This is a genomic window from Hyphomonas neptunium ATCC 15444 (assembly GCF_000013025.1).
GTDB lineage: Bacteria > Pseudomonadota > Alphaproteobacteria > Caulobacterales > Hyphomonadaceae > Hyphomonas > Hyphomonas neptunia.
Genome location: NC_008358.1, coordinates 547,747 through 573,004, shown reverse-complemented (window position 1 = coordinate 573,004; position 25,258 = coordinate 547,747). Strand labels below are relative to the sequence as shown.

The window sequence follows — 25,258 nt, the reverse complement described above, 5'->3', positions numbered from 1 at the left end:
AGGCAGGGCGGCAAAGTCAACCGCGACCGGGCTATCCTGCCCCTTGCAACGGGCTGGACTTATCGGCCAAGAGGCAGAGGTGAGCGATATGTCCACCCCCGCGCCCAGCCTGAAACACCTTGCCTCGGCCAGTTTCCGCGTCGGTTGCCTCGGCTTTGGCGGCCCCGCCGGGCAGATCGCCCTGATGCACCGCATCTTCGTGGAGGAGAAACGCTGGATCAGCGAGGCAGAATATCTCCACGCCCTTAACTATTGCATGCTCCTTCCCGGCCCGGAGGCCCAGCAGCTGGCAACCTATGCCGGCTGGCGCCTCAACGGGCTGGCAGGCGGGGTGGTTGCCGGGCTGCTGTTCGTCCTGCCCGGCGCGCTGATCGTGTTCGGCCTCACCTGGCTTTATGCCGCCTGGGGCACGCTGCCGGGGGTCGCCGCGCTATTCTATGGCGTGAAAGCCGCCGTGATCGGTTTCATTCTGGAAGCTCTGGTGAAGGTCGGCCGCCGGGCGCTCAAAGGCCCGCAGGATGTGGCGCTGGCAGCGCTGGCCTTTCTGGCGCTGTTCCTGTTCCAGCTACCCTTTCCTCTGGTGATCGGCTTTGCCGCCGCCATTGGCCTCGCGCGCAGCCTGTCGAAGCCGCCCCCGCCGCCGCTGCCAGATACCCTCCGCGAAAAAATGCCCAGCGCCCGTAAGGCGTTCACCGCCGCCCTCGGCTGGGGCGCGGTCTGGATGGCGCCGCTGGTCAGCGCCTTCCTGCTGCTCGGCCCCGATCATGTGCTCACCCGCGTGGGCGCCTTCTTCTCAAAGCTCGCCGTGCTGACTTTCGGCGGGGCTTACACGGTGCTCGCCTATCTCCAGCAGGAGGCCGTGGAGGCCGAAGGCTGGCTCACCGCGCCGCAGATGATCGACGGGCTCGGCCTGGCAGAAACCACGCCGGGGCCGCTGGTGCTGGTCAACCAGTTCGTGGGCTTCATGGCGGGGTGGCAGAGCGACGGCGGCGGGCTCGCGCTGGCCGCAGCCGCCGCGCTCATGGCCAGCTGGTGCACCTTTGCGCCCTCTTTCGTGTGGATCTTTGCCGGGGCGCCCTTCTCCGAAGCGCTCCGCCGCAGCCGGCTTGCCGCCGGCATCCTTTCGGCGGTGACCGCCGCAGTGTTCGGCATCATTGCCAAGGTGGCGGTGGTGTTTGGCTTTGCCGTGCTCTTTCACGCCGCCTTCGAGACGCAGCTGCCCTGGGGCGCAGCGCTGACCCTGCCGGACTTTGCCGCGCCAGACCTGCTGGCCATCGCCATCGCAGCGGTCGCCGCCATCGCCCTTATCCGCCTCAAGGCGAACATCGTCCTTGTCGTGATCGCCTGCGCACTGGCCGGTCTCCTCAGCCTCATCTGGTGACGGCCGCTTGACGGGGCAAACGGCTCCTCTATTTTGCCGCCAGTTCAGATGGTTCCGGGCCCCTCTGGCGTTTGCGGCGGCAAGCGCGATGTCGGACACCCCATGAAATTGCGCGGACGCGGCGCGCCTCCCTAGGTGGCACTCCCCCAATGCCTGATTTCCTGACCGTCGAGTACGCGGCGCAGCCCTTGTGGCTGTGGTTCAGCTTCCTCAGCCTTATCTGCGTCCTGCTCTGGGTCGATCTCGGCCTCCTCAACAAGAAGGATGGGGTCGTCTCCGCCAAGAAAAGCGCCATCATGTGGGCGTGCTTTGCGTCCCTCGCCGTGGCGTTCGGCTTCTATATCTATTTCGGCTACCAGCCCGACCCGCAATTCTACAACGACCCCACAAACCTCAACCAGCAGGCCGCCGTCCAGTTCGCGACAGGCTATCTGCTGGAAACGGCGCTGGCCTTCGACAACATCTTCGTCATCGGCATGGTGTTCACCTTCTTCGCCGTGCCCCGCGAATATCAGCACAGGGTGCTGTTCTGGGGCATCCTGGGCGCCATCATTTTCCGCGGCATCTTCATTTCGCTGGGCGCTGCCATCGTCAACGAATTCACCTGGGTGCTGTTCATCTTCGCCGCTTTCCTGCTCTACACCGGCGGCAAGATGCTGTTCTCCGGCGGCGATGAGGACGAACCCGAGCTTAACCTTCACAACAACCCGGTCTTCAAATTCCTGAAGAAGCGCCTGCGCGTCACCGACGAGATCACCAACCACAATTTCGTCGTGCGCAAGCCAGACCCGCTGACCGGCAAGATGACCCGCTATGCCACGCCGCTTCTGCTGGCACTGCTGATGGTGGAAACGGTCGACATCATCTTCGCGGTCGACTCGGTGCCCGCAATCTTCGCCGTCACGCGCGACCCGTTCATCGTCTACACCTCGAACATCTTCGCCATTCTTGGCCTGCGCTCGATGTATTTCATGCTGTCAGCAGCGGTGGAGCGGTTCAAATACCTCAAATATGGCCTGGCCGCCGTGCTGGTATTGATCGGCATCAAGATCTTCTGGAACTTCCTGCTCTACAAGGAACTCCACATCGTGCCGTACCTTGAGGCGCACTGGTCGCTGATGCTGACCATCGCGCTGCTGGGTGGATCAATCCTGTTCTCCCTCTGGAAAACCAGCGGGAAAGGCCCTGCGCACGAAGTCTGAAGATTGCCCGAGGCGCAAACCCTTTGTCAGGTGCTCGCTTGCGTCCTGACGAAGGGTTTCCCCTCTTCCCGGCGCGGGATCACCTTGAAAATACCGGTGCCGCGCATCAGCAGCTTGTCGCCCGACCAGATGCGCCCTTCGACGGTGAAGATGTCGTCCTGACGGCCAACGATCACGCCCTTGCCCTCGACAAAGCTGCCGAGGGATGCGCCCGAAAGAAAGTCACACATCAGGCGCACGGTCACCCACCAGGTGTCGTCGTCCTTCTCAACGGCTGCGCCCCAAGCCATGTCGGCAAAGGTCATCATCATGCCGCCATGGGCGTTCGACATGCCGTTGGTGTGATACTCTTCCACCCGGAAGGCGCGCATCAGTACGCCGTCTTCGCGCTTCTCGAAAAGCGGGCCGATCTGGCGGCCAAAGCCGCGATGCCAGGCAAGCTGGGTATAGCCGGGGGGAAGCTCGGTCGTCTGATAGCGGTTGAAGTCATCGGTCATGGGCAAGCGCCATAGACCGGAGAAAGCGGCTTCTGCAAGACCTGCCTTCAAATTGCCGCAACGCTCGGCCAACAATTTTTCCATGACGCGCGTGGTGGCTGCTTTCGTCGTTTTCTTTGGCCTCGTTGCCCCGGCAGCGATGGCAGAGCCCCGGATGCGCGATGATGTTCTCGTCAGCGCGTCCATCCTCGGCGCCCAGCAGGACCTCGACGCCTGCGGCGGACGCGACCTGCTGGACCATATCGTGCCCGACGGCCCCTTCCTCGAAGCCTGCCGCTTCCATGACGCGTGCTACCGCTCCGGCGCGCTGGACCAGGGCCGGTGTGACGCAGACTTCCTGACTGACATGCGCGATGCCTGCGACGCCGAATATCCCGGCCGCTCGGCCAGGACGCACAATGCAGCCTGCAAGGTCGCCGCCTCGGCCTATCACAAGGCGGTCAATTCCCGGTTCGGCTCGATGCTCTATCCCGGCGGGCGCACCGATGGCGCGCTCGGCGACGTTACCCAGCGCCTGACCGCCAGCGGCGGCACCCCGCATCTGGAAGCGTGCGCGCAGGTCACTAATACCGCCAACCGCAAGCTGCGCTACTATCTCACCCTGCACGACGCGGCCGGCAAATGGATCGCCACCGCGCCCGCGTTCAAATCCGCCGCGCTCCAGCCCGGTGAAACCCGCCAACTCTGCGCCAGCACGCAGCTTTCCTTCTTCCGCAGCGCCGGGAATATTGGCCCGGCCTACGCCCTCACGCTGAAAGCCGACGATCCGGCCTCGATCAATCCCTTCGGCGATCTCGTCAGCCTCGACCGGATGGATTGCGACACCGCGACGGGCGCCTGCCGTCAGGTTGCGCCCTAGATCTCGACCATGTCGAAATCGGATTTCGGCGTGCCGCAGAGCGGGCAGATCCAGTCGTCGGGAATATCCGCCCAGCGCGTACCGGGCGCGAGACCTTCACCCGGATCGCCCAGCTTTTCTTCATAGAGATACCCGCAGGTGCGGCACTGCCATGTTTTGAAATCGTCGCTCATTGTTTCTTTTTCCCCTCTCCCGGAGACAGCCCGAGACGCGCCTTGAACGACGCCACCAGCGCGTCGCGCACCGGCGCTGCGTCAAATCCGGGATCAACCAGCGCCTGCATCCGCATGCCCAGCAGCGAGCACCCCGCCAGCAGCGCTTCAGCGTCCGCATCGACATCCTTGCGAATGTCGCCGCTCGCCTGGCCCCGCTCGATAAAGCCGCGGATCAGCACCCGCTCGATCTCGTGGGACTCCCGGAACGCCTCGCGCGTTTCCAGCCGGTCAGCCACGGCGGCGGCCAGCAGCATGAAATAGGTGTCGGTCTCCACCGAGCTGCGGATCGTCTCGCAATGCAGTTCGGCGAAGGCGCACAGCGCCGTCAGCCCGTCCATCTCGGCCACCTGCGCGTCATCCAGCCCATCGGCCTGCCATTCATGAAGATGGGTAATCAGCGCGCGGATCAGCCCGTCCTTGGACCCAAACCGCTGCGTCACCAGCCCGCGCGAGAAGCCCGCCTCCCGGCCGATGGCGTCGAACGTCGCGGCCGACACGCCCTGCCCTGCCACAACGCGGATCGCCGCTGCCAGCAATTCGCGCTCCGACCGGTCGCGCCGCTCGGCCTGCGTCATCCGCCCCGGCGGCGCAGCGGAAATCGCGCCTGCATTCGAACCTGTGTCAGACATACGCACCTCTTAACATGTTTGTTGGCTGCATAGCAAGTTTGTGGTATCGCCCTGGAAACCGGAAAGCGCGCCGCGCCCGCAGCCGATCCGGAACCGGGAGGAAAAACCATGGCCATACCTGAACACATTGCCCGCGAAGTGATCGACCCGAAAGCCTATGCCGACGGGAAACGCGTGGACGACGCCTTTACCTGGCTGCGCGCCAATGCGCCGCTCGATGTCGCCACCGTCGAAGGCTTTGACCCCTTCTGGGTGGTCACCCGCCATGCTGACATCCTCAACATCGAGCGCCAGAACGACCTCTTCCATAACGAAGACCGCTCCGCGACGCTGACAACGATCGAGAGCGACAAGCGCGTGCGCGAGATGATGGGCGGCTCCCCCAACATCCTGCGCTCCCTCGTCCAGATGGATAATCCCGACCACATGCAGTACCGGCGCCTCACCCAGGCCTGGTTCATGCCGCAGAACCTGCGCAAGCTGGAAGACCGCGTCCGCGAGATCGCGCGCGGCTTCATCGACCAGATGGCCGCCAAAGGCACCGAATGCGATTTCGCCCGCGATGTCGCCTTCCTCTATCCGCTGCACGTGATCATGGAAGTGCTCGGCGTGCCGCCGATTGACGAGCCGCGCATGCTGAAGCTGACACAGGAACTTTTCGGCACGCAGGACCCGGACGTAAACCGCGCCGGCAAGGAAGTCGGCACCACCGACGACGCGCTGAAGATGATCAATGAAACGATCTTCGACTTCATGACCTATTTCAACGCCATGACCGAAGACCGCCGCCAGAACCCGCGCGAAGACCTTGCCAGCGTCATCGCCAATGGCGCCGTCTACGGCCAACCACTCGGCCATCTCGAAGCGATGAGCTATTACATCATCGCCGCAACCGCCGGCCATGACACCACGTCCAACACCACCGCGGGCGCGATGTGGGCGCTGGCTGAAAATCCCGACCAGTTCCGGAAAGTGAAAGACGATCTCTCGCTGATCCCCTCGATGGTGGAAGAATCCATCCGTTGGGAAACGCCGGTGAAACACTTCATGCGCACCGCCACCGACGACACCGAAGTCGCCGGGCAGAAGATCGCCAAAAACGACTGGCTGTTCCTGGCCTATCCGTCGGGCAACCGCGACGAAGCCGTCTTCGACGACCCTTTCACCTTCAAGGTTGACCGCTCGCCCAACAAGCACGTCGCCTTCGGCTACGGCGCCCATGTCTGCATCGGCCAGCACCTCGCCCGGATGGAAATGCGTGTCCTCTGGGAAGAACTGCTGCCCCGCCTCCATTCCATCGAGATGGCCGGCAAACCCCAACGCACCCAGGCCAACTTCGTCAGCGGACCAAAGTCCGTGCCGATCCGCTTCAAGATGAGCTGATTACAAATCAGTTCCCCGCAATCCGGCGCAGCAAGAGCCACCAGAGACCGGCCCATGCTGCGCCGAGGCACCAGCCAGCCAGCACGTCGGTCGGCCAATGCACACCAAGATAGAGGCGGCTTATGCCCACAAGAATTGTCAGGAAAAGCGCCCCGCCCAGGATCAGCGCTTTGACCCGGCGGTTTTCCTGGGTTCGGGCCATAAGCGCGCCAAGCGTTAGAAAGGCGATGGCCGCCTGGGTCGCATGGCCGCTTGGAAAGCTTGAACTGGCGGCATGCGTGAGATGTTCCACGAAATCGGGTCGTGCCCGGTCAAATCCAAGTTTGAGAAGATTGGTTACCAGCGCGCCCGAGCCAATTGCAGCGACCACCACGCCTGCGGTCACATAATCCTTTCGTGCGATGCGGTAGAGCGCAGCGCCAAGCGTCAGCAATATCAGGATCGTGTACCCACCAAGTGCGGTAATATCGATCATGGAATTGAGCAGCCAATCGGGCCCAAGTGGCTTGGAAGCCTCTCCGGGCGCATGGAGCCAGGTCATCACGGCATGGTCGAAGGCATGGATGTCGTTCTCGGAGATTTCATCCGCCAGCCAGGCAAAGCCCAGAAGGCAGAGCGCAATAATCCCAAGAACAGCTATAGGACCAACCTCGCGGATCGAGGCGATCGAGAGTGTCGGCATCCAGGCTGGGGGCTTCATGCAAGGCCTGCCCGTCCAAGTGCCTCAGCCTGGCGCGCCGTCACCTTCTCAACGGAGAAGCCCTCCAGACTTTGCTCGAACAGCTCATGGAAATTGAGCTCCGCGCCAAGGCGCAGATAGGCCGCGCCCAGGCCAATGGCGGCGCGGTCCATGAACACGAACTCGCGCGGGATCTTCACCGGGCCTTTTTCCTTCAGCAGCTGGCGCACGCGGAAAGCTTCCTTGCGGCCATACTCCCCGGCCGACACGCCATCGGCCACCGTGCGCACCCGGTCGTCGATAATCGGGCCATAGATGAAGCGCGCCCAGACGTTCAGAACTTCAACCAGCTCCCGCGACAGGTTCTGGAAGCCCCAGGCCTCATAAGCGGCATAGGCCGCGTCAAAATCATCGTGCAACATCGCCCGGTAGAGATCGACGACGCCGGCCACAAAGGCAGGGGGGAAGATGCGCACACAGCCGAAGTCCAGCAGGTTGATCCCTTCCCCGCCGCCGGTCACCTGATAATTGCCAAGATGCGGGTCGCCATGGATCACGGCATAGGAGTTCATCGGTGCCCACCAGGTCCAGAACAGCATCTCGGCAATGCGGTTGCGCGTTTCCTGCGGCGTGGTCTCGAACGCATCGAGCCGCTCGCCCTCCATCCAGGTCATGGTGATCAGCCGCGCGGTCGAAAGCTCTGCTATCGGCTCAGGGCATTTGATGAAGGCCTTGTCCGAGAGCATGTCCCGGTAGAGCGCCATATGTTTGGCCTCGCGCTCGTAATCGAGTTCCTCGCGCAGACGGTCGGTGATCTCGGCGACCATCTCGTCGGCATCAATCGAGCCATCCATGCGCTTGAAAAGGCCGAGAAGTGTCCGGAGTTGGCCGATATCGGACTCCACCGCGCTTGCCATGTCCGGGTATTGCAGCTTGCAGGCAACCTTGCGGCCGTCGTGCAGGGTCGCGCCATGCACCTGGCCAAGCGAGGCGGCGTGGCTGGCTTCCTTGCCGAAGTCTGCAAATTTGCCGTCCCAGTCCGCGCCCAGCTCCGCCCGCATCCGGCGCTTCACGAAGGGCCAGCCCATTGCGGGGGCCTCGGCCTGCAGCTTGGCGAACTCGGCAGCATATTCGGGCGGCAGCAGATCGGGCACGGTCGAGACCATCTGCGCCACCTTCATCAGCGGCCCTTTGGACTTGCCCAGCGCGGCCGCCATCGCCCTGGCGATCCGCTCGTCACCCTTGTCGCCGCCAAACAGCGACTGGGCCGCAAAGGTCAGCCCCGCGCCCGACAGATTGGCGCCCACCTTGGCAGTGCGGGCAATCCGCCCGGAGAGGCGGTTGCGTTCGGGATCGGAGGTATCGGATGGGGGCTGGCTCATGCCGGAGGATATAGGCCTGCCCCGCCGCCTTGGACAGGCTGCAGGCGGGCGGGGTGACAAAGTGTTCATGCAGGCGTATACGCCGCCCCGAGATCGCCACAATTGCTGAGGCCCCGCCCTGCACCCTTAATGCCCGTATTCCCGGCCAGCCCCTCTGATGGGCCCGAACGACGCGAGCCCGCAGCGCCCACCCCGACCCCATACCCCACCGGCGGCCAGAGACCGCCCCCCCTCAAGGACCCGTCATGGCCTACAATACCCTCATCACCGAAGTGAACGCAGAAGATGGTTACGCGCTCATCCAGATGAACCGCGCAGAGAGCCTCAACGCCCTCAGCGAGGAAATGATGACGGAGCTGACCCAGGCAATCGACCGGTTTGAAGCGGACGACGCCATCCTCTGCATCATCCTGACGGGGACCAAGCGCGCCTTCTCCGGCGGCGCCGATGTCCGCGAGATCCAGTCAAAGACCTTCCCGCAATCCTATTATGAGGATTTCATCACCCGGAACTGGGAGCGCGCGGCGCGTGCCCGCAAGCCCATCATCGCGGCCGTGGGCGGCTATGCCATCGGCGGCGGGTGTGAACTGGCCATGATGTGCGACATCATCCTGGCCGCCGACAATGCCCGCTTCGGTCAGCCGGAAATCCGCCTCGGCGTGATGCCGGGCGCCGGCGCCACCCAGCGCCTGACCCGCGCTGTGGGCAAGTCAAAGGCGATGGAGCTGTGCCTCACCGGGCGCATGATGGAGGCCGAGGAGGCTGAACGCTGCGGCCTGGTGGCCCGGATCGTCCCGGCCGATGATCTGCTCAGCGAAGCCAAATCCCTGGCCGCCACCATTGCCGCCATGCCCCGCGCTGCTGCGATGATGACAAAAGAGGCGATCAAGGCCGCCTTCGAAACCCCGCTTTCACAGGGGATTCAGTTCGAACGCCGCCTGTTCCAGTCGCTTTTCGCCACCGACGATCAGAAAGAAGGCATGAAAGCCTATGTGGAGAAGCGCTCGGCCCATTTCCGGGATCGCTGACCGGCGCAGGCGAAAAGGCTGCTTTTCCGTCACGATGACGGTTGACGCCCGAGAGCCGTTTATGTATCTCCGCGCCTTCTGCCCGAGGGACATCCCGCCGGGCGCCAGGAGTTTGTTATGGCGAATACCCGCTCAGCCAAGAAAATGGTGCGCAAGATCGCTGCGCGCACCGATGTGAACAAAGCCCGCCGCTCGCGCGTGCGCACCTATGTTCGCAAGGTAGAGGAAGCGATCGCATCTGGTGACAAGCCTGCTGCTCAGGAAGCCCTGAAAGCGGCGCAGCCTGAAATCATGCGGTCGGTGACCAAAGGCGTTACCCACAAGAACACGGCTTCCCGCAAGGTTTCGCGCCTTTCGGCCCGCGTCAAGGCAATGGCCTGAGGTCAACGCCAAGCCCGCTGCCGGCTTTGAGCGGCAGCTGAAAAGATGGCCCGCCCGGTAACGCGCCTGGCGGGTTTTTCTTTCCGGGCTTTTTTGTGCGCGGCCTTGTTTTCACCCTAAAGTAGATATTTGAAAGCCCCTGCGCTAGAGGCTCAGGGCTGCATTTTTGCGCGCTTTCCCCAAGGCTGCCCGGCGATGTTGCACCCCTGCCAGATCAAGATCAATAATCATGTATTCCACAGGGTTGAGTCAGCATTCCGTATTGACAGAACAGATGCGAACAAAAGTAAGCGGGCGATCACTTCAAAAAACCTGAAATCGCTCAGTCACATGAATTCCCGCCAGTTTTTTTCCGCTCGCCGGGGTGTCAACACGTGAAATGCGGCTGTCTCAAAAAGTTAGTACTTGCCAGAAAAATCCCCTCGGAATATTTTCTCCATACCAGCCAATTTAGTCCCGGTACAGAGTTTTTTGTGTTTCAGGCGGGGGCCTGCCGGGTGTGTCGTGTAAAGGCTGGAATGAGCGATCATAATTAGAAACGGGGCTCGGTGATGGACCGAAACGAAACAACTGTCTCGCCTTTCGAATTGGAGGCGGCACAAGGCAGTGACGCTTTTGAAACGACAGGCCAAATGATTTGGAACGATGTGCGCGATGTCCTGCGGGACAAGATCACGGAATCTGAATTCACGCGCTGGATCGCAGACCTGCGCGTTGTCGCAGAACACAATGGCGAAATGATTGTCGCCGCGCGCGATCCGCTGGCTTTTGACCGCGTCAGCAGCCAGCATCTGCGCGTGATCGAGAAATTGTGGGCAGCCGCTGACCCGGCTGAACGCGCCCTCAAATTGATCTGTTGGCGGAATGCTCCGGCAGACCTGCGCGATCTGGTCGATGACCCATGGGCTGTTGCCGAGACGCCGGTTCCGGCCGAGCCGCAGGCACCCGCCACATCGTCGGGCGCTGGCCCGGCAATGACCTTCGACACGCTGGTGACCGGCCCGTCGAACGAAATCGCCGTGACGCTGGCAAAGCGTATTGCCGCGGGCCTTCCTGCCGGCACGGCCACCACGCTGATCTATGGCCCGCCCGGCACCGGCAAGACCCACCTCATGCAGGCCCTCCGTCTGGAAGCCGCCCGCCGGGACACTGCCCGCCGGATCGTCTACCTGACCGCCGAGGAATTCATGTCGGCCTATCTGGACGGTGTGAAGGCACGCGACACGAGCGACCTGAAGAAGCGTCTGCGGGCCGCCTCGATCCTGCTGATCGACGACCTGCACCGCATCGCCGGCAAACCCGGCACGGAAACCGAGCTCTATCAGAACATCCGCGAAGTCACGTCCAATGGCGGGCAGGTTGTTCTGGTCGGCGACTCTGCCCCAGGCGATGCCTCCGGTTTCGGCCAGCGGATGCGCAGCGAGATCAAGGGCGCGACTGCCGTTGAGGTGGAACTGCCAGATGCCGGCATGCGCCGCGAAATCCTGATCCGCCTGGCCGGCCACATCGCGGAAAATCATCCCGCCTTCGTGCTGACCGATGAGATGATGCAGCGTCTCAACTCCGGCATCCGTGGCCCCGGCCGCGAGCTGACCGGCGCGGTGTGGAGCCTCTACACCGAAGCAGGCTTCGGTGAGCGGGCGCCAACAATGGAAATGCTGGACCGCATTGTCCGCCGTCATGCCGGCGAGCAGCGCGAGCCCTCGATCGATGTAATCAAGCGGGCGACGCTGAAAGTGTTCCCGATTGCCAAGACCGATCTGGAAGGCCCGAGCAAGATGCGCGGCTTCGTCTACCCCCGTCAGATTGCGATGTATCTCTGCCGGACGATGACGCGGAAATCCTTCCCTCAGATCGGCCGGGCCTTTGGCAAACGCGACCACACAACGGTCCTTTACGCCTATCGCCGCATGGATGGGGACATCGGCAAGGACCAGGAACTGGCCGCAGACATTGCCCGCGTTCAGACTGTGGTGCTTGAGCTGATGGAAAGCGGACAAATCTGAGCCATTTTCAGCGCGCGGGCTGCCGGGCGCTTGGCTTTTCCTGCAACTTCGTTAAGGCTCATCAGCCCGCTCCTGCCCGGAGCGGGCTGATTCCCGGCTTGCCTTGCGGAACAGACTCCAGACACAAACCGGCGATGACGACGAAGCGGGGCCTGGCCGGCCCCAGGATGAACGGATGAGACGATGAAACTGACGATCGAACGCGGAGACCTTCTGGACGCCCTCAGCCATGTTCAGAACATTGTCGAGCGCCGGACGACAATTCCAATTCTCTCCAACGTTTTGCTGGAGGCAACCCAGGGCGCGCTGAAGCTCACCGCAACCGACCTCGACATCGAGGCCGTGGACTCTGCGCTCGCCAATGTGTCCCGCCCGGGCTCAGTAACGGCTCCGGCCGGCACGCTGTTTGACGTGGTGCGCAAGCTGCCCTCCGGCGCTGAGGTGGAGCTGGAGCTCAACCCGGAGTCCCAGCGCCTGACGATCGCCGCCGGCCGCTCACTGTTCGAACTGCCAACCCTGCCGGCAGCTGACTTCCAGACCATGACGCCCGATGAAGGCGCCGTCAGCTTCAAGATCGCCGCGAAGGATTTCGCCCGCCTGATCGACAAGACCCGCTTTGCGATCTCCACCGAAGAGACCCGCTACTATCTCAACGGCATCTATCTGCACGCCGCCAAGGCCGATGATGGCTCCGCCGTGCTGCGTACCGTCGCCACCGATGGCCACCGCCTCGCCCTGGCGGAGCTGAAAGCCCCCAAGGGCGCCGAGAAACTCACCGGCGTGATCGTGCCGCGCAAGACGGTCGGCGAAGCCCGCCGCCTGCTCGATGGCCTTGATGAAGACGTCGAGATCGAAGTCTCCGACACCAAGATCATCCTGCGCGCCGGCCGCGCGGTGCTGACCTCCAAGCTGATCGATGGCTCCTTCCCCGATTATGCCCGCGTCATCCCCAAAGGGAACGACAAGAAAATGACCGTCGACAACAAAGCCTTCGAGGCTGCGGTTGACCGCGTCTCGACGGTCTCGGCAGAGCGCTCGCGCTCGGTGAAGCTCTCCGTTTCCAATGGCCGCCTCACCCTGGCGGTGAACCATGCCGAGACCGGCGCCGGCAATGAAGAGATCGAAGCCGAGTATGAGTCCGAGCCGATGGAAATCGGCTTCAACGCCAAATACCTGCTCGACATCGCCGGCCAGATTGAATCCTCCGAAGTGGAGTTCATGTTCAATGACCCCGCCTCCCCCGCGCTCGTGCTCGATCCGTCAGACGATTCCGCGCGGTTTGTCGTGATGCCGCTGCGGGTGTAAGCCGTGCAGACGGGCCGCCGCATCTTCATCGGCGGCGCGCTCGCCACAGCTGCGCTGGCCGGATTGCCCGGCCATGCAGAAACCAGGGAGACGGGCATGTACGGCCTGATCGGCAAATTCATTTCGGCAGACGGCAAGCGCGATGAACTCATCGGCTACCTGCTGGAAGGCCTGCGCGATATGCCCGGCTGCCTCAGCTATATCGTGGCGAGCGATCCGGCAGAGCCCAATACCATCTGGGTCACCGAAGCCTGGAGCGACGCTGACAGCCACAAGGCCTCCCTCGCCCTGCCCCAGGTTCAGGCCGCCATCCAGAAAGCCCGGCCAATCATTGCGGGCATGGAGCAGATCGCCGAGACACAGCCACAGGGCGGGCACGGACTTCATTCCGGCGACTGAGACGGCATGACCGCCCTGACCCGCCTCAGCCTGACGGATTTCCGCAACTATGCCGGCCTGACGCTGCGCCTCGATGCGCGCCCCGTCTGCCTTTACGGCTCCAATGGCGCGGGCAAGACAAACCTCCTGGAAGCCGTCAGCCAGTTCGGGCCGGGCCGCGGCCTGCGCAGCGCGCAGCTCTCCGAGATGACCCGGCGCGATGCCCCCGGCGGCTGGGCGCTAGCGGCCACATTGGATGACGAACAGAAAATCTCCATCACGCTGGACACCGCCGGAACCGCCAAGCGCACGGTGCGCATCGATGGCGCGCCCGCTTCGCCCGGAGACCTCGCCGAACGCATCCGCATCGTCTGGCTCACCCCGGCGATGGACGGGGTATTCCGGGGCGGGGCGTCTGACCGGCGCCGCTTCTTCGACAGGCTGGTGATGGCCCACCTCCCCGCACATGGCAAAGCGGCGGCGCGCTATGACAAGGCCCTCGCCGAGCGCAACGCCCTGATTGAGCGCGGCCATGTCGACCCCGCCTGGGCCGATGCGATTGAGGCGCGCCTCGCCGAAGCGGGCACCGAAATGGCCATCAACCGCGCCATCGTTCTGGAAGCTCTGCAGATCGCCATCGACGCGCGCCCCGAAGGCCATTTCCCGAAAGCTGACCTCACCCTGGAAGGCGCGGCCGAAGCCGCCGCCCTCAAGGGTGAAGACTTCCGCACGATCTTTGATCTGCTGGTCGACGCCTATCATAGCGGCCGCCGCCGAGACATCGGCGCGGGCCGCACCCTGTCAGGCCCCCACCGCACAGACCTCGCCGTCATCCACCGGCCCACCGCCGCGCCCGCCGGCGAAGCCTCCACCGGCCAGCAGAAAGCGCTCTTGATCGGCCTCGTCCTCGCCTCGGCCACCGCCCTCTCGGCAGGCGGCTCCGGCCCCTCGCCCCTTCTGCTGCTGGATGAAGCGGCCGCCCATCTCGACCCCGACCGGCGCGCCGCCCTCTTCGACGAACTCACCGTGCTGGGCGGTCAGGCCTGGCTCACCGGCACAGAGGCCTTCCTCTTCGAAGCCTTCGGCGACCGCGCCCAGCGTATCCGCGTGGATGAAGGGTCTGCCACCCTCGCTGAATAGACCTGCCGGGGAGTGGACCGGGACCGCGCAGCGGACTAGGTAAAGGTTCGAATTTAGGAGCCTGCCCCATGAAGACCCGCGCCGCCGTTGCCTTTGAAGCCAAAAAGCCGCTCGAAATTGTCGAGCTTGACCTTGAAGGGCCCAAGGCCGGTGAAGTGCTGGTCGAAATCATGGCGACGGGCATCTGCCACACGGATGCCTACACGCTCGACGGGCTTGACAGCGAAGGCATCTTCCCCAGCGTGCTGGGCCATGAAGGCGCCGGCATCGTCCGCGAGGTGGGCGCAGGCGTGACCAGCGTGAAGCCCGGCGATCACGTTATCCCGCTCTACACGCCAGAATGCCGCCAGTGCAAAAGCTGCCTCTCAGGCAAGACCAATCTGTGTACGGCCATTCGCGCCACGCAGGGCAAGGGCCTGATGCCAGACGGCACCAGCCGCTTCAGCTATAAAGGCCAGACCGTCTTCCACTATATGGGCTGCTCCACCTTCTCGAACTTCACCGTCCTGCCCGAAATCGCCGTCGCCAAGATCCGCGAAGACGCGCCCTTTGATAAAGCCTGCTATGTCGGCTGCGGCGTCACCACCGGCGTTGGCGCGGTCGTCAACACGGCCAAGGTTCAGGTCGGCGAGAATGTCGTCGTCTTCGGTCTCGGCGGCATCGGCCTCAACGTCATCCAGGGCGCGCGCATGGCAGGCGCCGACATGATCGTCGGCGTCGACATCAATCCGGACAAGGAAGAGTGGGGCCGCAAATTCGGCATGACGCATTTCGTCAACCCGAAAAACGTCTCCGATGTCGTCGCCCATATCGTCGAGCTGACCGGCGGGGGCGCAGACTATTCGTTCGACTGCACCGGCAACACCACCGTGATGCGCCAAGCGCTGGAATGCTGCCATCGCGGCTGGGGCACCAGCGTCGTCATCGGCGTGGCCGAATCAGGCAAGGAAATCAGCACACGTCCCTTCCAGCTGGTCACCGGGCGCAACTGGCGCGGCACAGCCTTCGGCGGCGCCAAGGGCCGCACGGACGTCCCCAAGATCGTCGACTGGTACATGAACGGCAAAATCGAAATCGACCCGATGATCACCCACGTCATGACGCTGGACAAGATCAACGACGCTTTTGACCTGATGCATGAGGGCAAGTCGATCCGCAGCGTGGTTGTGTACTGATGGACGAATGGCAACTCCCCTGGACCGCCACCTGCCTGTGCGGACAAGTGAAAATGAAGATCACGGCCCCGCCTTTGGTCTCGATGGCCTGCCATTGCACAGGCTGCCAGAAACTGACGAGCGGCCCGTATTCGCTGTCACTCCTGCTGCCGGCAAACGGTTTCGAGGTAACAGAAGGCGCCCCGGAAATCGGCGGCCTGCATACCGAGAACCAGCAGATGTTTTGCCCTCATTGCAAGAACTGGCTGTTCACGCGGCTCCCCGGCATGCCTTTCGTGAATTTTCGGCCGGGCATGCTGGAAGACGCCAGCTGGGTACGTCCCATCATCGAGACGATGACGCGCGAACGCCTTCCCTACGCTCAGACCGGCGCAGAATTCAGCTATGAGGGCTTCCCCGCACCGGAAGACTATGGCCCGGCCATGGCGGCATTTGCCGACCATGGCGCGCGTCCACCTGCACTTTGAACTAAGATCAACAAACGGAGGAAATACCAAAATGTTCAGTCACGTAATGGTCGGGTCTAACGACATCGGCAAATCCCAGAAATTCTATGACGCCCTGTTCGGCGCGCTCGGCGGCAAGCCCGGCATTGCTGATCCCAAAGGCCGCCTGATCTACATCCACAATGGCAGCATGTTCCTGGTCACCCCGCCGATCGACGGCGCGCCCGCCTGCCACGCCAATGGCGGCACGATCGGCTTCGCCGTCACCTCCACCGAGCAGGCAGACGCCTGGCACAAGGCCGGCGTCGAAGCCGGCGGCACCGCCATCGAAGATCCCCCAGGCTGGCGCGAAGGCGGCGGCATGAAACTCTACCTCGCTTACCTGCGCGACCCTGACGGCAACAAGATCTGCACCATGATGCGCGGCTGACGACAGCAGGGAGTATCCGGCCATGGCCTACCCGGACCCGGATACTCCCGACCTGTCCTCCATCCAGTCTGAAGCCATCGTCTGGATCGTCGAGGAAGCCCGGCGCAGCGGCAACGAGATCACCACGCTCGCCCCATGGACCAGGGCCCTCGTCGCCCATATGCGAGACGGCCTCACACCGGCCCTCAAAGAAAAAGTCGCCGCGCGCTGGCCCGCGCTGGAATACTTCATGCAGCACGGCACACCGCATAACCAGCCCGACGAAGGCTACATCGAAGACGGTTTCGCCGTCTCCTTCCCCCGCCCCCGCTGACGCCTGATCTCAGACCAGCGCCAACCGGCTATTCGTCCGCACAAGGCGCTTCGGCAGGCGGAAAGTTTTCAGCGGCTCACCCAGCACACGCTCCAGCAGCGCGTCCGCCCGCGCCTTCGCGCCATCATCCATCGCGTCATATGCATCCGTCACCGCTTGCATCCGGTAGAGCGGAAAGGTCCGCGCCTGCGCCGGGCCGCGCGTGTCTTCAATCTCCACCCAGATTTCGCCAAGGCTGCGCGGCACAAACGCCCCCGGCGCTGCCTCGCCCGCCCAGCGCGCATAAAGCTCCACCGTCTCCACCAGCGCCGGGAACTGCTCGCGCATCTGCCGCGCCAGGATCGGCTCCAGCGTTTCAGGAATGGCATCGTCCGCCATCAGATCGCCCGTGCCCTTCTCCCCGGCATGCGCCCGTTCCACCCAGTCGGCCACACGCGGCGCCAGCCGCTTCATCATCTCGCCAGACGATGGGTCCCGGTAAAGATGCGCATAGAGCGGCCCGATAAACGCAAAGTCCGCCAGACACGGCCGCCCGCCCAGCAGGAAGGGATGCGCCTCCAGATGCGCCGAAAACTCATCCAGAAACGCCTCATAGGATTTCTCGATACCCGGAATGGTTTCAGGGTGCACGCCCAGCACCGGCAACGCGCCCTTGAAGCGCTGGCCATTCTTCTTGCCGATCTCGTATTGCTCCGGCGGGCTCGCCTGCGGGGCTGACAACGCGCCGAACTGCCCATACGCCCAGTCCTCATTATAACTCCACCGGTAATGCATCGCCGGCAGGGTCAGCCACTCATCCGCATAGAGATGGAGCAGCTGTGCCACAAAGCGCTGCACCGGCGTATCGGGAATGGCCGGGGGGCTAAGTTTCTCGCGCGCCTCCACAGCGTCGATAATGTCGGCGCTGTCCTGCACCACATCCCCCTCCGGTGTCACCATCACGGGGATCACCGGCCAGCCGACATTGGGCAGGATGATATCGCGGTAAACCGCCTGCGTCGCTGCCAGTTCCTGAAACGCCACCCCGCGCCAGCGCAGATAGGCCCGCGCCTTGCCGGTGAAATAGCTGACCTCGGCCCCGTAAAGCGTGTACTCGCTCATCTGCGTCCCTTCGACTTTCTTCTTCCCCTCGTCATTTCAAACGCCAGCCCTCCCGGCAACCCCTCGCGCGCGCCTTCCTTGACTTGGCCGCCCCCAAAGGGCCAGAAGGCCCTTCCCCCTCACGCAGCCAGCCTCGAGAGCGCCCCCATGACCCTCACGCAAGTTTCTTCCTGGAAATCCTTTGGCGGCACGCTCTCCGTCCACGACCATGAAAGCGGGCTGCTTGGCTGCACGATGCGCTTTGCCGTCTACGTGCCCCCGCAGGCAAAGGACGGCCCCGTCCCCGTGCTCTGGTATCTCTCCGGCCTCACCTGCACCTGGGCCAATGTGATGGAAAAAGGCGGCATTCAGGAACACGCCGCCCGCCATGGGCTGATGATCATCGCGCCCGACACCTCCCCCCGCGGCGAAGACGTGCCCAATGACGAGGCCTATGACCTCGGCCAGGGCGCAGGCTTCTACCTCACCGCCACGCAGGACCCCTGGGCCAAAAACTACAAGATGGACCCATACATCACCGATGAACTCCCCGACCTCATCGCCGCAAACTTCCCCGCAGCCGACATGAGCAGGCAAGGCATCTTCGGCCACTCGATGGGCGGCCACGGCGCCCTGACGCTGCACCTGAAACATCCGGACACTTACAAATCCTGCTCGGCCTTCTCCCCGATCACGTCCCCGGCCCGCGTGCCCTGGGGCGAGAAAGCCTTCACCGCCTATCTCGGCGCGCCTTCCATTGCCTGGGAACAGTATGACGCCACAGAGCTGGTGAAAGAGCGCCCCTCAAAAGCGCTTCTCCTCATCGACACCGGCACGGCAGACAATTTCCTCGAGCCCCAGCTGAAACCGGAAATCTTCATCAAGGCATGCGAGAAAGACGGCCAGCGCCTCGATTACCGCCTGCGCGAAGGCTATGGCCACGACTATTACTTCATCGCCACCTTCATGGACGAACATATCGCCCACCATGCCAAGGCGCTGAAAGCCTAGACCGCCTTCGCGTGGCGCTGCTGCGCGAGCGCGGGCGAGCGCGCATCAAAACATTGCCCCACCGTGCGCAGCATTATGCGCGCCTCTTCGGGCACGGTGATCACTGATCCGGAAACGTAGCAAAGCCCCACCGCTTCCAGGGCGCGGGCGCTCTCCAGCGCGTCATCAAGGCTGTCATCGGCAACGCCCATCGCCGCGCAAACCGCCGTCACATCCACTTCAAGCTGGCACATCAGTGTTTCGATGGCATGCGCCCTCAGGCGATCTTCCGCCGTCAGAGCAATGCCGCGCTCGGACGGCAGCCGTCCGGCCTGGATTGCCCCGGCCCAGGCTTTGCGGTCCTTGCAATTCTGGCTGAAGCCTTCCCGGAACTGCGATATGGCCGTCGCCCCCAGGCCGATCAGGGTCGCGCAGGGGTCATCCGTATACCCTTGAAAATTCCGGCGCAGGCGCCCCGCGCGCGCGGCAATCGCCAGTGCGTCATCGGCGCGGGCATAGTGATCCAGCCCGATGGCAACATATCCCGCCGCCTCCAGCGTCATCGCCGCCACCCGCGCCTGGGTGAACCGCTCCCGTATGCCGGCAAGGGTGTTTTCATTAATCGCGCGCTGATGCTTGGCAAACCAGGGCACATGCGCGTAGCCGAAGACTGAAACCCGCGCGGCGCCCATCTCGGCGGCAAACTGCGCGGCTTGCGCCACATGCTGTGTTGTCTGGTAAGGCAGGCCATACATCAGATCCATATTGATCGCGCCGATGCCCACCCCGCGCAGGTCCTCGATCAGCGCCACCACCATTTCACGCGGCTGGACCCGGTTGATGGCTTGCTGCACATCATCGGCCAGTGTCTGCACGCCCAGGCTCGCCCGGTTAACGCCCGCCCGCGCAAAGGCGGCCACCTGCCCGGCCTGCATCGTGCGCGGGTCCAGCTCCACGGCTATCTCGGCGCCCTCCCGAAGGCCGAAGCTGCGCCGCATCGCATCGGCAAGCTCCAGAAAATCAGCCGGGCTGAGGATATTGGGTGATCCGCCCCCGAAATGCAGATGGGCAAGCCCCCCATGCGGCCCCATCGCGTCCGCTTTCAGGGAAATTTCCTTGAGCAGAAGGTCTGTATACTCGCCCACCCGCCGGTAACCATTGGGAACGCTGGTGGCACAGCCGCAATACCAGCAGAGCTTTTCGCAGAACGGGATGTGCAGATAGGCCGAAACCGGCTCTCCGGGCGCTACCGCGGCCATCCACGCCCGCAGCTGGGCTTCTCCCGTTTCAGGCGAGAAGTCTGCCGCTGTCGGATAACTGGTATAACGGGGCACCGCGCGGGCGGCGAAGGGGATCCAGGCGTCTTTCATGGCGCCGGATTATCATTGCCTAAGGATGTTCACTGTAAGTATTCTCCCGTATGTGGCGCTCTGCCATAGCCGCAACGCTGTTTTCGTGCCATTGGGCACCGATTGTGACGCCTGAAAGTCTAGTCTCCCCCATGAACCTGCCTGAAACCCTGCCCGCCGCCCTCCGCGCGGCAATCCACGAACGTGGTTACGAAACCCTCACCGAAGTCCAGGCCGCTGCCACGGCGCCAGAGCTGGAAGGGCGCGACCTGCTGGTCTCCGCGCGCACCGGCTCGGGCAAAACGGTCGCCTTCGGCCTCGCCATCGCCAACGAACTGCTCGGCGGCGAAGATACCTTCCTGATCCGCGCGGCCACCCCGCTCGGCCTCATCATCGCGCCCACGCGCGAGCTGGCCCTCCAGGTCGCGCGTGAGCTGCGCTGGCTCTACGCCAACACGAACGCTGAAATCGCCACCTGCGTCGGCGGCATGGACATGCGCGACGAGCGCCGGGCCCTTGAGCGCGGCGCCCATATCGTTGTCGGCACGCCCGGCCGGTTGGTGGACCATATCAATCGCGGCTCCTTCGACACCTCCGCCATCCGCGCCGTGGTGCTGGACGAGGCCGACGAGATGCTGGACCTCGGCTTCCGTGAAGAGCTTGAGCTGATCCTGGAAGATACGCCCAAGGAACGCCGCACGCTGATGTTCTCGGCGACCGTGCCGAAGGGCATCGCGGCGCTGGCGACGCGCTACCAGAAAAACGGCCTGCGCATCACCACAGACAGCGACACGACGGCCCATGCCGACATCGCTTATGAAGCGCTGGTTGTTGCGCCCGGTGACGAAGAAAACGCCATCGTCAACATTGTGCGCCATTCCGATACCGAAAGCGCCATCGTGTTCTGCTCCACCCGCGCCTCGGTGAACCATCTCGTGGCCCGCCTCGGCAATCGCGGTTTCAGCGTTGTCGCGCTTTCAGGTGAGTTCAGCCAGAAAGAGCGCGCCAATGCGCTCTCTTCGCTGCGCTCTGGCCGGGCGCGCGTCTGTATCGCCACCGATGTGGCGGCGCGCGGGCTCGATCTGCCCAAGCTCGATCTCGTGATCCATGCAGACCTGCCGCGGGACCCGGCCACCCTGCTCCACCGGTCAGGCCGCACCGGCCGGGCCGGCCGCAAAGGCATCAGTACACTGATCGTTGCGCCCAAGGCCCGCCGCCGCGTTGAGCGCCTCCTGCAGGATGCCAAGGTCGAGGCTCGCTGGGGCCGTCCGCCTTCGGCCGATGAAGTCATCAACCGTGACGACACCCGCCTCCTGGCAGACACCGCGCTGACCAACCCCATGGCAGACAAAGAGGCAGACCTCGTCGCCCGCCTGATGGCCGAGCATACGCCCGAACAGATCGCTACCGCCTTCATCCGCAAGGCCCGCGCCGGCCGCACGGCGCCCGAAGACCTGCGCGATGTCGATGACCGTCCCCCTGCCCGCAAACCCCGCGAAGAGCGCGGTGACCGCGGCGACTGGCAGGACCGTCCGCAACGCGCCGAACGCGCCCCGCGTGAACCCCGCGAATGGGGTGAGCGGGAACCGCGGGAACCGCGCGCGCCCCGTCCCCAGCGCGAACGCGCCAGCCTCGACGGCGCCGTCTGGATCGCCATCAATGTCGGCCGCAAGAAAAACGCTGACCCCAAATGGCTGCTGCCGATGCTCTGCAAGGCCGGCGATATCGACCGCGACCAGATCGGCCAGATCCGCATCAACAACGGCAACACCCATGTCGAGCTGACCCCCGAAGGGGCCCAGCGCCTGTTCGAGAACGCCGTCAATGGCCGCCTCGAAGGCAGCCTGCAGGCGTTCCCGCTCGAGGGTATTCCTGAGCGCGAAGACCCCGGCGCCCCGCCCCCGCGTGAGCGTGACCGCCGCCCGGACCGCCCCGCCGCCAGCCGTCCCGAACGCAGTTTCGAGCGCAAGCCCGACTGGAACCCCGCCGAGCGCCCCCCGCGCCCAGAGCGTCCAGATCGCCCGGAACGCCCAGAGCGTTCCGAACGCCCCGCCGGCAAACCGTATGAAAAGCGCAGCGCCCCCCGGAGTGATCGCCCCCGCGAAGACGGCGACCGGCCCGCAAAAACGCCCTGGACCGGCTCCAAAGGCAAGTCTTTCGGCGGCGCCTCAAAGGGCCCGAACAAAGGCCCCGGCAAGCCGAAAACCGGCGGTAAACCGGCTGGTGGCAAGGGCGTAAAACCCAAGACTTTCCAGGGCCTGAAGAAGCCGCGCGCGTAAGCCGTTGCCGGGGCGGCCCAGCCGCCCCTCAGACCCCTGGTAATTCGCTGATTCATAAGCCATTTTCTGTGCCCTTGCGGCACTGTAAAATGATTGCCGTTCCGGTTCCCAGCGGAGCGTAAATCCCCTATATTTAAGGGGAATTTCGAAGAATCATCGAGAAAGCAGTTCCCCATGGCCGAAGACATCAATCCCGAAGCCCCCGAAGAGGGCGGCGAAGGCGAGTATGGCGCGGGCTCCATCAAGGTCCTCAAGGGCCTTGATGCCGTGCGCAAGCGTCCCGGCATGTACATCGGCGACACCGATGACGGCTCCGGCCTCCACCACATGATCTACGAGGTCGTCGACAACTCCATCGACGAAGCCCTCGCCGGCCATGCCGACCATGTGACGGTCACCCTCTTCCCCGATGGCTCGGCCGAAGTCACCGACAATGGCCGCGGCATCCCTGTCGGCCTCCACCCCTCCGAAGGCGTCTCGGCGGCCGAGGTCATCATGACCCAGCTGCACGCCGGCGGTAAGTTCGACCAGAACTCCTACAAGGTCTCCGGCGGCCTTCACGGCGTCGGCGTCTCGGTCGTCAACGCCCTGTCTGACTGGCTGGAGCTGACCATCCACCGCGAAGGCAAGGAACATTTCGTCCGCTTCGTCGAGGGTGGCCGCGTCGAGGCTCCGCTCGTCACGCGCGGACCTTCCCCGAAGCGCGAAAACGGCAAGGCCTATACCGGCACCGCCCTGCGCTTCCTCGCCTCCACGTCAACGTTCACGATGACCGACTATGACCGCAAGACGCTCGAGCATCGCCTGCGCGAGCTCGCCTTCCTCAACAGCGGTGTAAAGATCATCTTCCGGGATGAGCGCGAGGCTGAGCCCTACGAAATCATCCTGGAATATGAAGGCGGCGTGAAAGCCTTCGTCCAGCATATCGACCGGCAGAAATCCTCCCTCATCGGAGAGCCCATCTATGTCATCGGCGAGAAAGACGGCATCACCGTCGAAGCCGCGCTGGAATGGACCGACACCTATCACGAATCCGTCCTCTGCTTCACCAACAACATCCCCCAGCGCGATGGCGGCACCCACCTTGCCGGCTTCCGCGGCGCGCTCACGCGCATCATCAACAAATACGCCAACGAAACCGGCGCCGCGAAAAAATCGAAAGTCGAGATTTCCGGCGATGACGCCCGCGAAGGACTGACCTGCGTGCTCTCGGTCAAGGTGCCCGACCCGAAGTTCAGCTCCCAGACGAAAGACAAGCTCGTCTCCTCCGAGGTGCGCCCGGTTGTCGAAAGCCTGATCAACGAGAAGCTGGGCGAGTGGTTCGAAGAGAACCCCAAGAAAGCCCAGATCATCATGGAGAAGGTCGTCGAGGCTGCTGCCGCCCGCGAAGCCGCCCGCAAGGCGCGCGAGCTGACACGCCGCAAATCGGCGCTCGACATCACCTCCCTTCCGGGGAAGCTCGCGGACTGCCAGGAAAAAGACCCGGCGAAATCCGAAATCTTCATCGTCGAGGGTGACTCGGCCGGTGGCTCTGCCAAACAGGGCCGCAGCCGGGACAACCAGGCCATCCTCCCCCTGCGCGGCAAGATCCTCAACGTTGAGCGCGCGCGCTTTGACAAGATGCTCGGCTCCGATCAGGTCGGTACACTGATCATGGCGCTCGGCGCCGGCATTGGCCGGGATGAGTTCAACATTGCCAAGCTGCGCTATCACAAGATCATCATCATGACAGATGCTGACGTTGACGGCGCCCACATCCGCACCCTGCTGCTCACCTTCTTCTATCGTCAGATGCCGGAGATTATCGAAAACGGTTATCTCTACATCGCCCAGCCCCCGCTCTACAAAGTCACGCGCGGCCGGTCTGAGCGCTATGTGAAGGACGACGCAGAGCTGGAATCCTACCTCATCGAGGAAGGCACCACCGGGGAAACCCTGATCCTCGCCGATGGCACCCAGATTGCCGGGGCGGACCTGCGCGAGCAGGTCCATCAGGCGGCGCAATTCCGCGCCAGCCTGCGCCGCCTCGCCCTGCGCGCGCCGGCTGACCTGATCGAGCACGCCGCCCTCACCGGCGCGATGAAGCCCGGCGCCGGACAGGACGAGGCCGACGCGACCGCCGCCCGCCTCAACCGCCTCGCCGAAGAAGGCGAAGACACCTGGGTCGGCCGCTTCGTGGAAGGCGCGCTTGTGCTTCAGCGCACCGTGCGCGGCGTGGATGAAAATGCCGTCCTGCCCCCGGCCCTGATGGCCAGTCAGGACGCCATCCGCCTCTCCGATCGGGCCGTCGGCCTGCAAGAGCTTTATGCGGAGCAATCGATCCTGCGCCATGAAAAAGGCGGCGAAATTTCCGTCAACGGACCGTCCACACTGCTCGGCGCGGTACTGGAATCAGGCCGCAAAGGCCTGAAAATCCAGCGCTACAAGGGTCTGGGCGAAATGAACGCCAGCCAGCTCTGGGAAACCACCCTCGACGCCAACGCCCGCACGCTCCTGCAGGTCAAGGTCGAGCACGCCGACGAAGCCGACGAACTCTTCACCAAACTGATGGGCGACGTGGTCGAACCCCGCCGGGAGTTCATCGAAGAGTTTGCGCTGGAAGCCGAAGTCGACGTCTAGCCCTTCCCCGTGTCATCCCGGACGGCCAAAGGCCGATCCGGGATCTTCTCGCAATCTTGCAAACGCAACCATCCCCGCCCTTGCGCGTTAAATCCTCCGTGGGAGGACGCGA

At 63.7% G+C, this 25,258-nt stretch carries 24 protein-coding genes; 17 read left to right on the top strand and 7 right to left on the bottom strand.

Annotated elements, in window-relative coordinates; genetic code table 11:
- Positions 1-88 precede the first annotated feature (88 nt).
- Both chrA and HNE_RS02865 read left to right on the top strand, forming a co-directional pair.
- Positions 89-1,381: a chromate efflux transporter gene (chrA, locus tag HNE_RS02870; RefSeq protein WP_035590183.1), complete on the top strand. Its 1,293-nt coding sequence runs from the start codon at positions 89-91 to the stop codon at positions 1,379-1,381.
- Positions 1,382-1,530: 149 nt separating this feature from the next.
- Entirely contained in the window at positions 1,531-2,583 is a 1,053-nt protein-coding gene (locus HNE_RS02865; RefSeq protein WP_011645603.1) for a TerC family protein, read from the top strand.
- Between the two features lie 26 nt (positions 2,584-2,609).
- Here the strand turns inward: HNE_RS02865 and HNE_RS02860 are convergent, their stop codons facing one another.
- A complete protein-coding gene (locus HNE_RS02860; RefSeq protein ID WP_011645602.1) occupies positions 2,610-3,080 on the bottom strand; it encodes a PaaI family thioesterase in 471 nt (156 codons plus the stop codon).
- A gap of 82 nt (positions 3,081-3,162) precedes the next feature.
- On the opposite strand from HNE_RS02860, the gene HNE_RS02855 reads away from it, so the two are divergent.
- A complete protein-coding gene (locus HNE_RS02855) occupies positions 3,163-3,939 on the top strand; it encodes a hypothetical protein (protein ID WP_148205791.1) in 777 nt (258 codons plus the stop codon).
- Here the strand turns inward: HNE_RS02855 and HNE_RS02850 are convergent.
- Both HNE_RS02850 and HNE_RS02845 read right to left on the bottom strand, forming a co-directional pair.
- Positions 3,936-4,112, bottom strand: coding sequence for a rubredoxin (locus tag HNE_RS02850; RefSeq protein ID WP_011645600.1), 177 nt, complete (start codon positions 4,110-4,112; stop codon positions 3,936-3,938). The two genes, HNE_RS02855 and HNE_RS02850, sit on opposite strands and share 4 nt — an antisense overlap.
- Complete coding sequence (locus HNE_RS02845; RefSeq protein ID WP_035590187.1) at positions 4,109-4,783, bottom strand: TetR/AcrR family transcriptional regulator; 675 nt, start codon at positions 4,781-4,783, stop codon at positions 4,109-4,111. Before HNE_RS02845 ends, HNE_RS02850 begins: the two co-directional genes overlap by 4 nt.
- A gap of 108 nt (positions 4,784-4,891) precedes the next feature.
- On the opposite strand from HNE_RS02845, the gene HNE_RS02840 reads away from it, so the two are divergent.
- Positions 4,892-6,166, top strand: a complete 1,275-nt coding sequence (locus HNE_RS02840; RefSeq protein WP_011645598.1) for a cytochrome P450 — start codon at positions 4,892-4,894, stop codon at positions 6,164-6,166.
- Positions 6,167-6,173: 7 nt separating this feature from the next.
- Here HNE_RS02840 and HNE_RS02835 read toward each other — a convergent pair whose 3' ends face one another.
- Complete coding sequence (locus tag HNE_RS02835) at positions 6,174-6,866, bottom strand: phosphatase PAP2 family protein (protein WP_011645597.1); 693 nt, start codon at positions 6,864-6,866, stop codon at positions 6,174-6,176.
- The gene (locus HNE_RS02830; protein WP_011645596.1) at positions 6,863-8,227 is read right to left on the bottom strand and encodes an ABC1 kinase family protein; all 1,365 of its coding nucleotides are present in this window, start codon (positions 8,225-8,227) and stop codon (positions 6,863-6,865) included. Before HNE_RS02830 ends, HNE_RS02835 begins: the two co-directional genes overlap by 4 nt.
- 245 nt (positions 8,228-8,472) lie before the next feature.
- Between HNE_RS02830 and HNE_RS02825 the strand changes: the two genes are divergently transcribed.
- The 10 genes from HNE_RS02825 (at position 8,473) to HNE_RS02780 (ending at position 16,829) form a co-directional block, all read left to right on the top strand.
- Positions 8,473-9,255, top strand: coding sequence for an enoyl-CoA hydratase-related protein (locus HNE_RS02825; RefSeq protein WP_011645595.1), 783 nt, complete (start codon positions 8,473-8,475; stop codon positions 9,253-9,255).
- Between the two features lie 117 nt (positions 9,256-9,372).
- Positions 9,373-9,636, top strand: a complete 264-nt coding sequence (gene rpsT / locus HNE_RS02820) for a 30S ribosomal protein S20 (RefSeq protein WP_011645594.1) — start codon at positions 9,373-9,375, stop codon at positions 9,634-9,636.
- Positions 9,637-10,268: 632 nt separating this feature from the next.
- Positions 10,269-11,642 carry a chromosomal replication initiator protein DnaA gene (locus HNE_RS02815; RefSeq protein ID WP_011645593.1) on the top strand — a complete coding sequence of 458 codons (1,374 nt, stop codon included), beginning with the start codon at positions 10,269-10,271 and terminating at the stop codon, positions 11,640-11,642.
- Positions 11,643-11,825: 183 nt separating this feature from the next.
- Positions 11,826-12,947, top strand: a complete 1,122-nt coding sequence (dnaN, locus tag HNE_RS02810; protein ID WP_011645592.1) for a DNA polymerase III subunit beta — start codon at positions 11,826-11,828, stop codon at positions 12,945-12,947.
- A 3-nt stretch (positions 12,948-12,950) separates the two neighbouring features.
- Positions 12,951-13,346, top strand: coding sequence for a putative quinol monooxygenase (locus HNE_RS02805; protein ID WP_035590192.1), 396 nt, complete (start codon positions 12,951-12,953; stop codon positions 13,344-13,346).
- 6 nt (positions 13,347-13,352) lie between these two features.
- Positions 13,353-14,465 carry a DNA replication/repair protein RecF gene (recF, locus tag HNE_RS02800; RefSeq protein ID WP_011645590.1) on the top strand — a complete coding sequence of 371 codons (1,113 nt, stop codon included), beginning with the start codon at positions 13,353-13,355 and terminating at the stop codon, positions 14,463-14,465.
- Between the two features lie 68 nt (positions 14,466-14,533).
- Positions 14,534-15,640 (top strand): S-(hydroxymethyl)glutathione dehydrogenase/class III alcohol dehydrogenase, encoded by a 1,107-nt coding sequence (locus tag HNE_RS02795; RefSeq protein ID WP_011645589.1) that lies wholly within the window; start codon positions 14,534-14,536, stop codon positions 15,638-15,640.
- Complete coding sequence (locus tag HNE_RS02790) at positions 15,640-16,107, top strand: GFA family protein (RefSeq protein ID WP_011645588.1); 468 nt, start codon at positions 15,640-15,642, stop codon at positions 16,105-16,107. Before HNE_RS02795 ends, HNE_RS02790 begins: the two co-directional genes overlap by 1 nt.
- 31 nt (positions 16,108-16,138) lie before the next feature.
- Complete coding sequence (locus HNE_RS02785; protein WP_011645587.1) at positions 16,139-16,516, top strand: VOC family protein; 378 nt, start codon at positions 16,139-16,141, stop codon at positions 16,514-16,516.
- 22 nt (positions 16,517-16,538) lie between these two features.
- A complete protein-coding gene (locus HNE_RS02780) occupies positions 16,539-16,829 on the top strand; it encodes a hypothetical protein (RefSeq protein WP_011645586.1) in 291 nt (96 codons plus the stop codon).
- A 9-nt stretch (positions 16,830-16,838) separates the two neighbouring features.
- On the opposite strand, the gene HNE_RS02775 is transcribed toward HNE_RS02780, so the two are convergent.
- The gene (locus tag HNE_RS02775; protein WP_035590194.1) at positions 16,839-17,930 is read right to left on the bottom strand and encodes a glutathione S-transferase N-terminal domain-containing protein; all 1,092 of its coding nucleotides are present in this window, start codon (positions 17,928-17,930) and stop codon (positions 16,839-16,841) included.
- Between the two features lie 147 nt (positions 17,931-18,077).
- On the opposite strand from HNE_RS02775, the gene fghA reads away from it, so the two are divergent.
- Complete coding sequence (fghA, locus tag HNE_RS02770) at positions 18,078-18,920, top strand: S-formylglutathione hydrolase (protein WP_011645584.1); 843 nt, start codon at positions 18,078-18,080, stop codon at positions 18,918-18,920.
- Here fghA and hemN read toward each other — a convergent pair.
- Positions 18,917-20,269 carry an oxygen-independent coproporphyrinogen III oxidase gene (gene hemN, locus HNE_RS02765; RefSeq protein ID WP_011645583.1) on the bottom strand — a complete coding sequence of 451 codons (1,353 nt, stop codon included), beginning with the start codon at positions 20,267-20,269 and terminating at the stop codon, positions 18,917-18,919. The two genes, fghA and hemN, sit on opposite strands and share 4 nt — an antisense overlap.
- 131 nt (positions 20,270-20,400) lie before the next feature.
- Here hemN and HNE_RS02760 point away from each other — a divergent pair, with 131 nt between their 5' ends.
- Together HNE_RS02760 and gyrB are read left to right on the top strand one after the other, a co-directional pair.
- Entirely contained in the window at positions 20,401-22,527 is a 2,127-nt protein-coding gene (locus tag HNE_RS02760; RefSeq protein WP_011645582.1) for a DEAD/DEAH box helicase, read from the top strand.
- A gap of 174 nt (positions 22,528-22,701) precedes the next feature.
- A complete protein-coding gene (gene gyrB, locus HNE_RS02755) occupies positions 22,702-25,146 on the top strand; it encodes a DNA topoisomerase (ATP-hydrolyzing) subunit B (RefSeq protein ID WP_011645581.1) in 2,445 nt (814 codons plus the stop codon).
- The last annotated feature ends 112 nt before the right edge of the window (positions 25,147-25,258 follow it).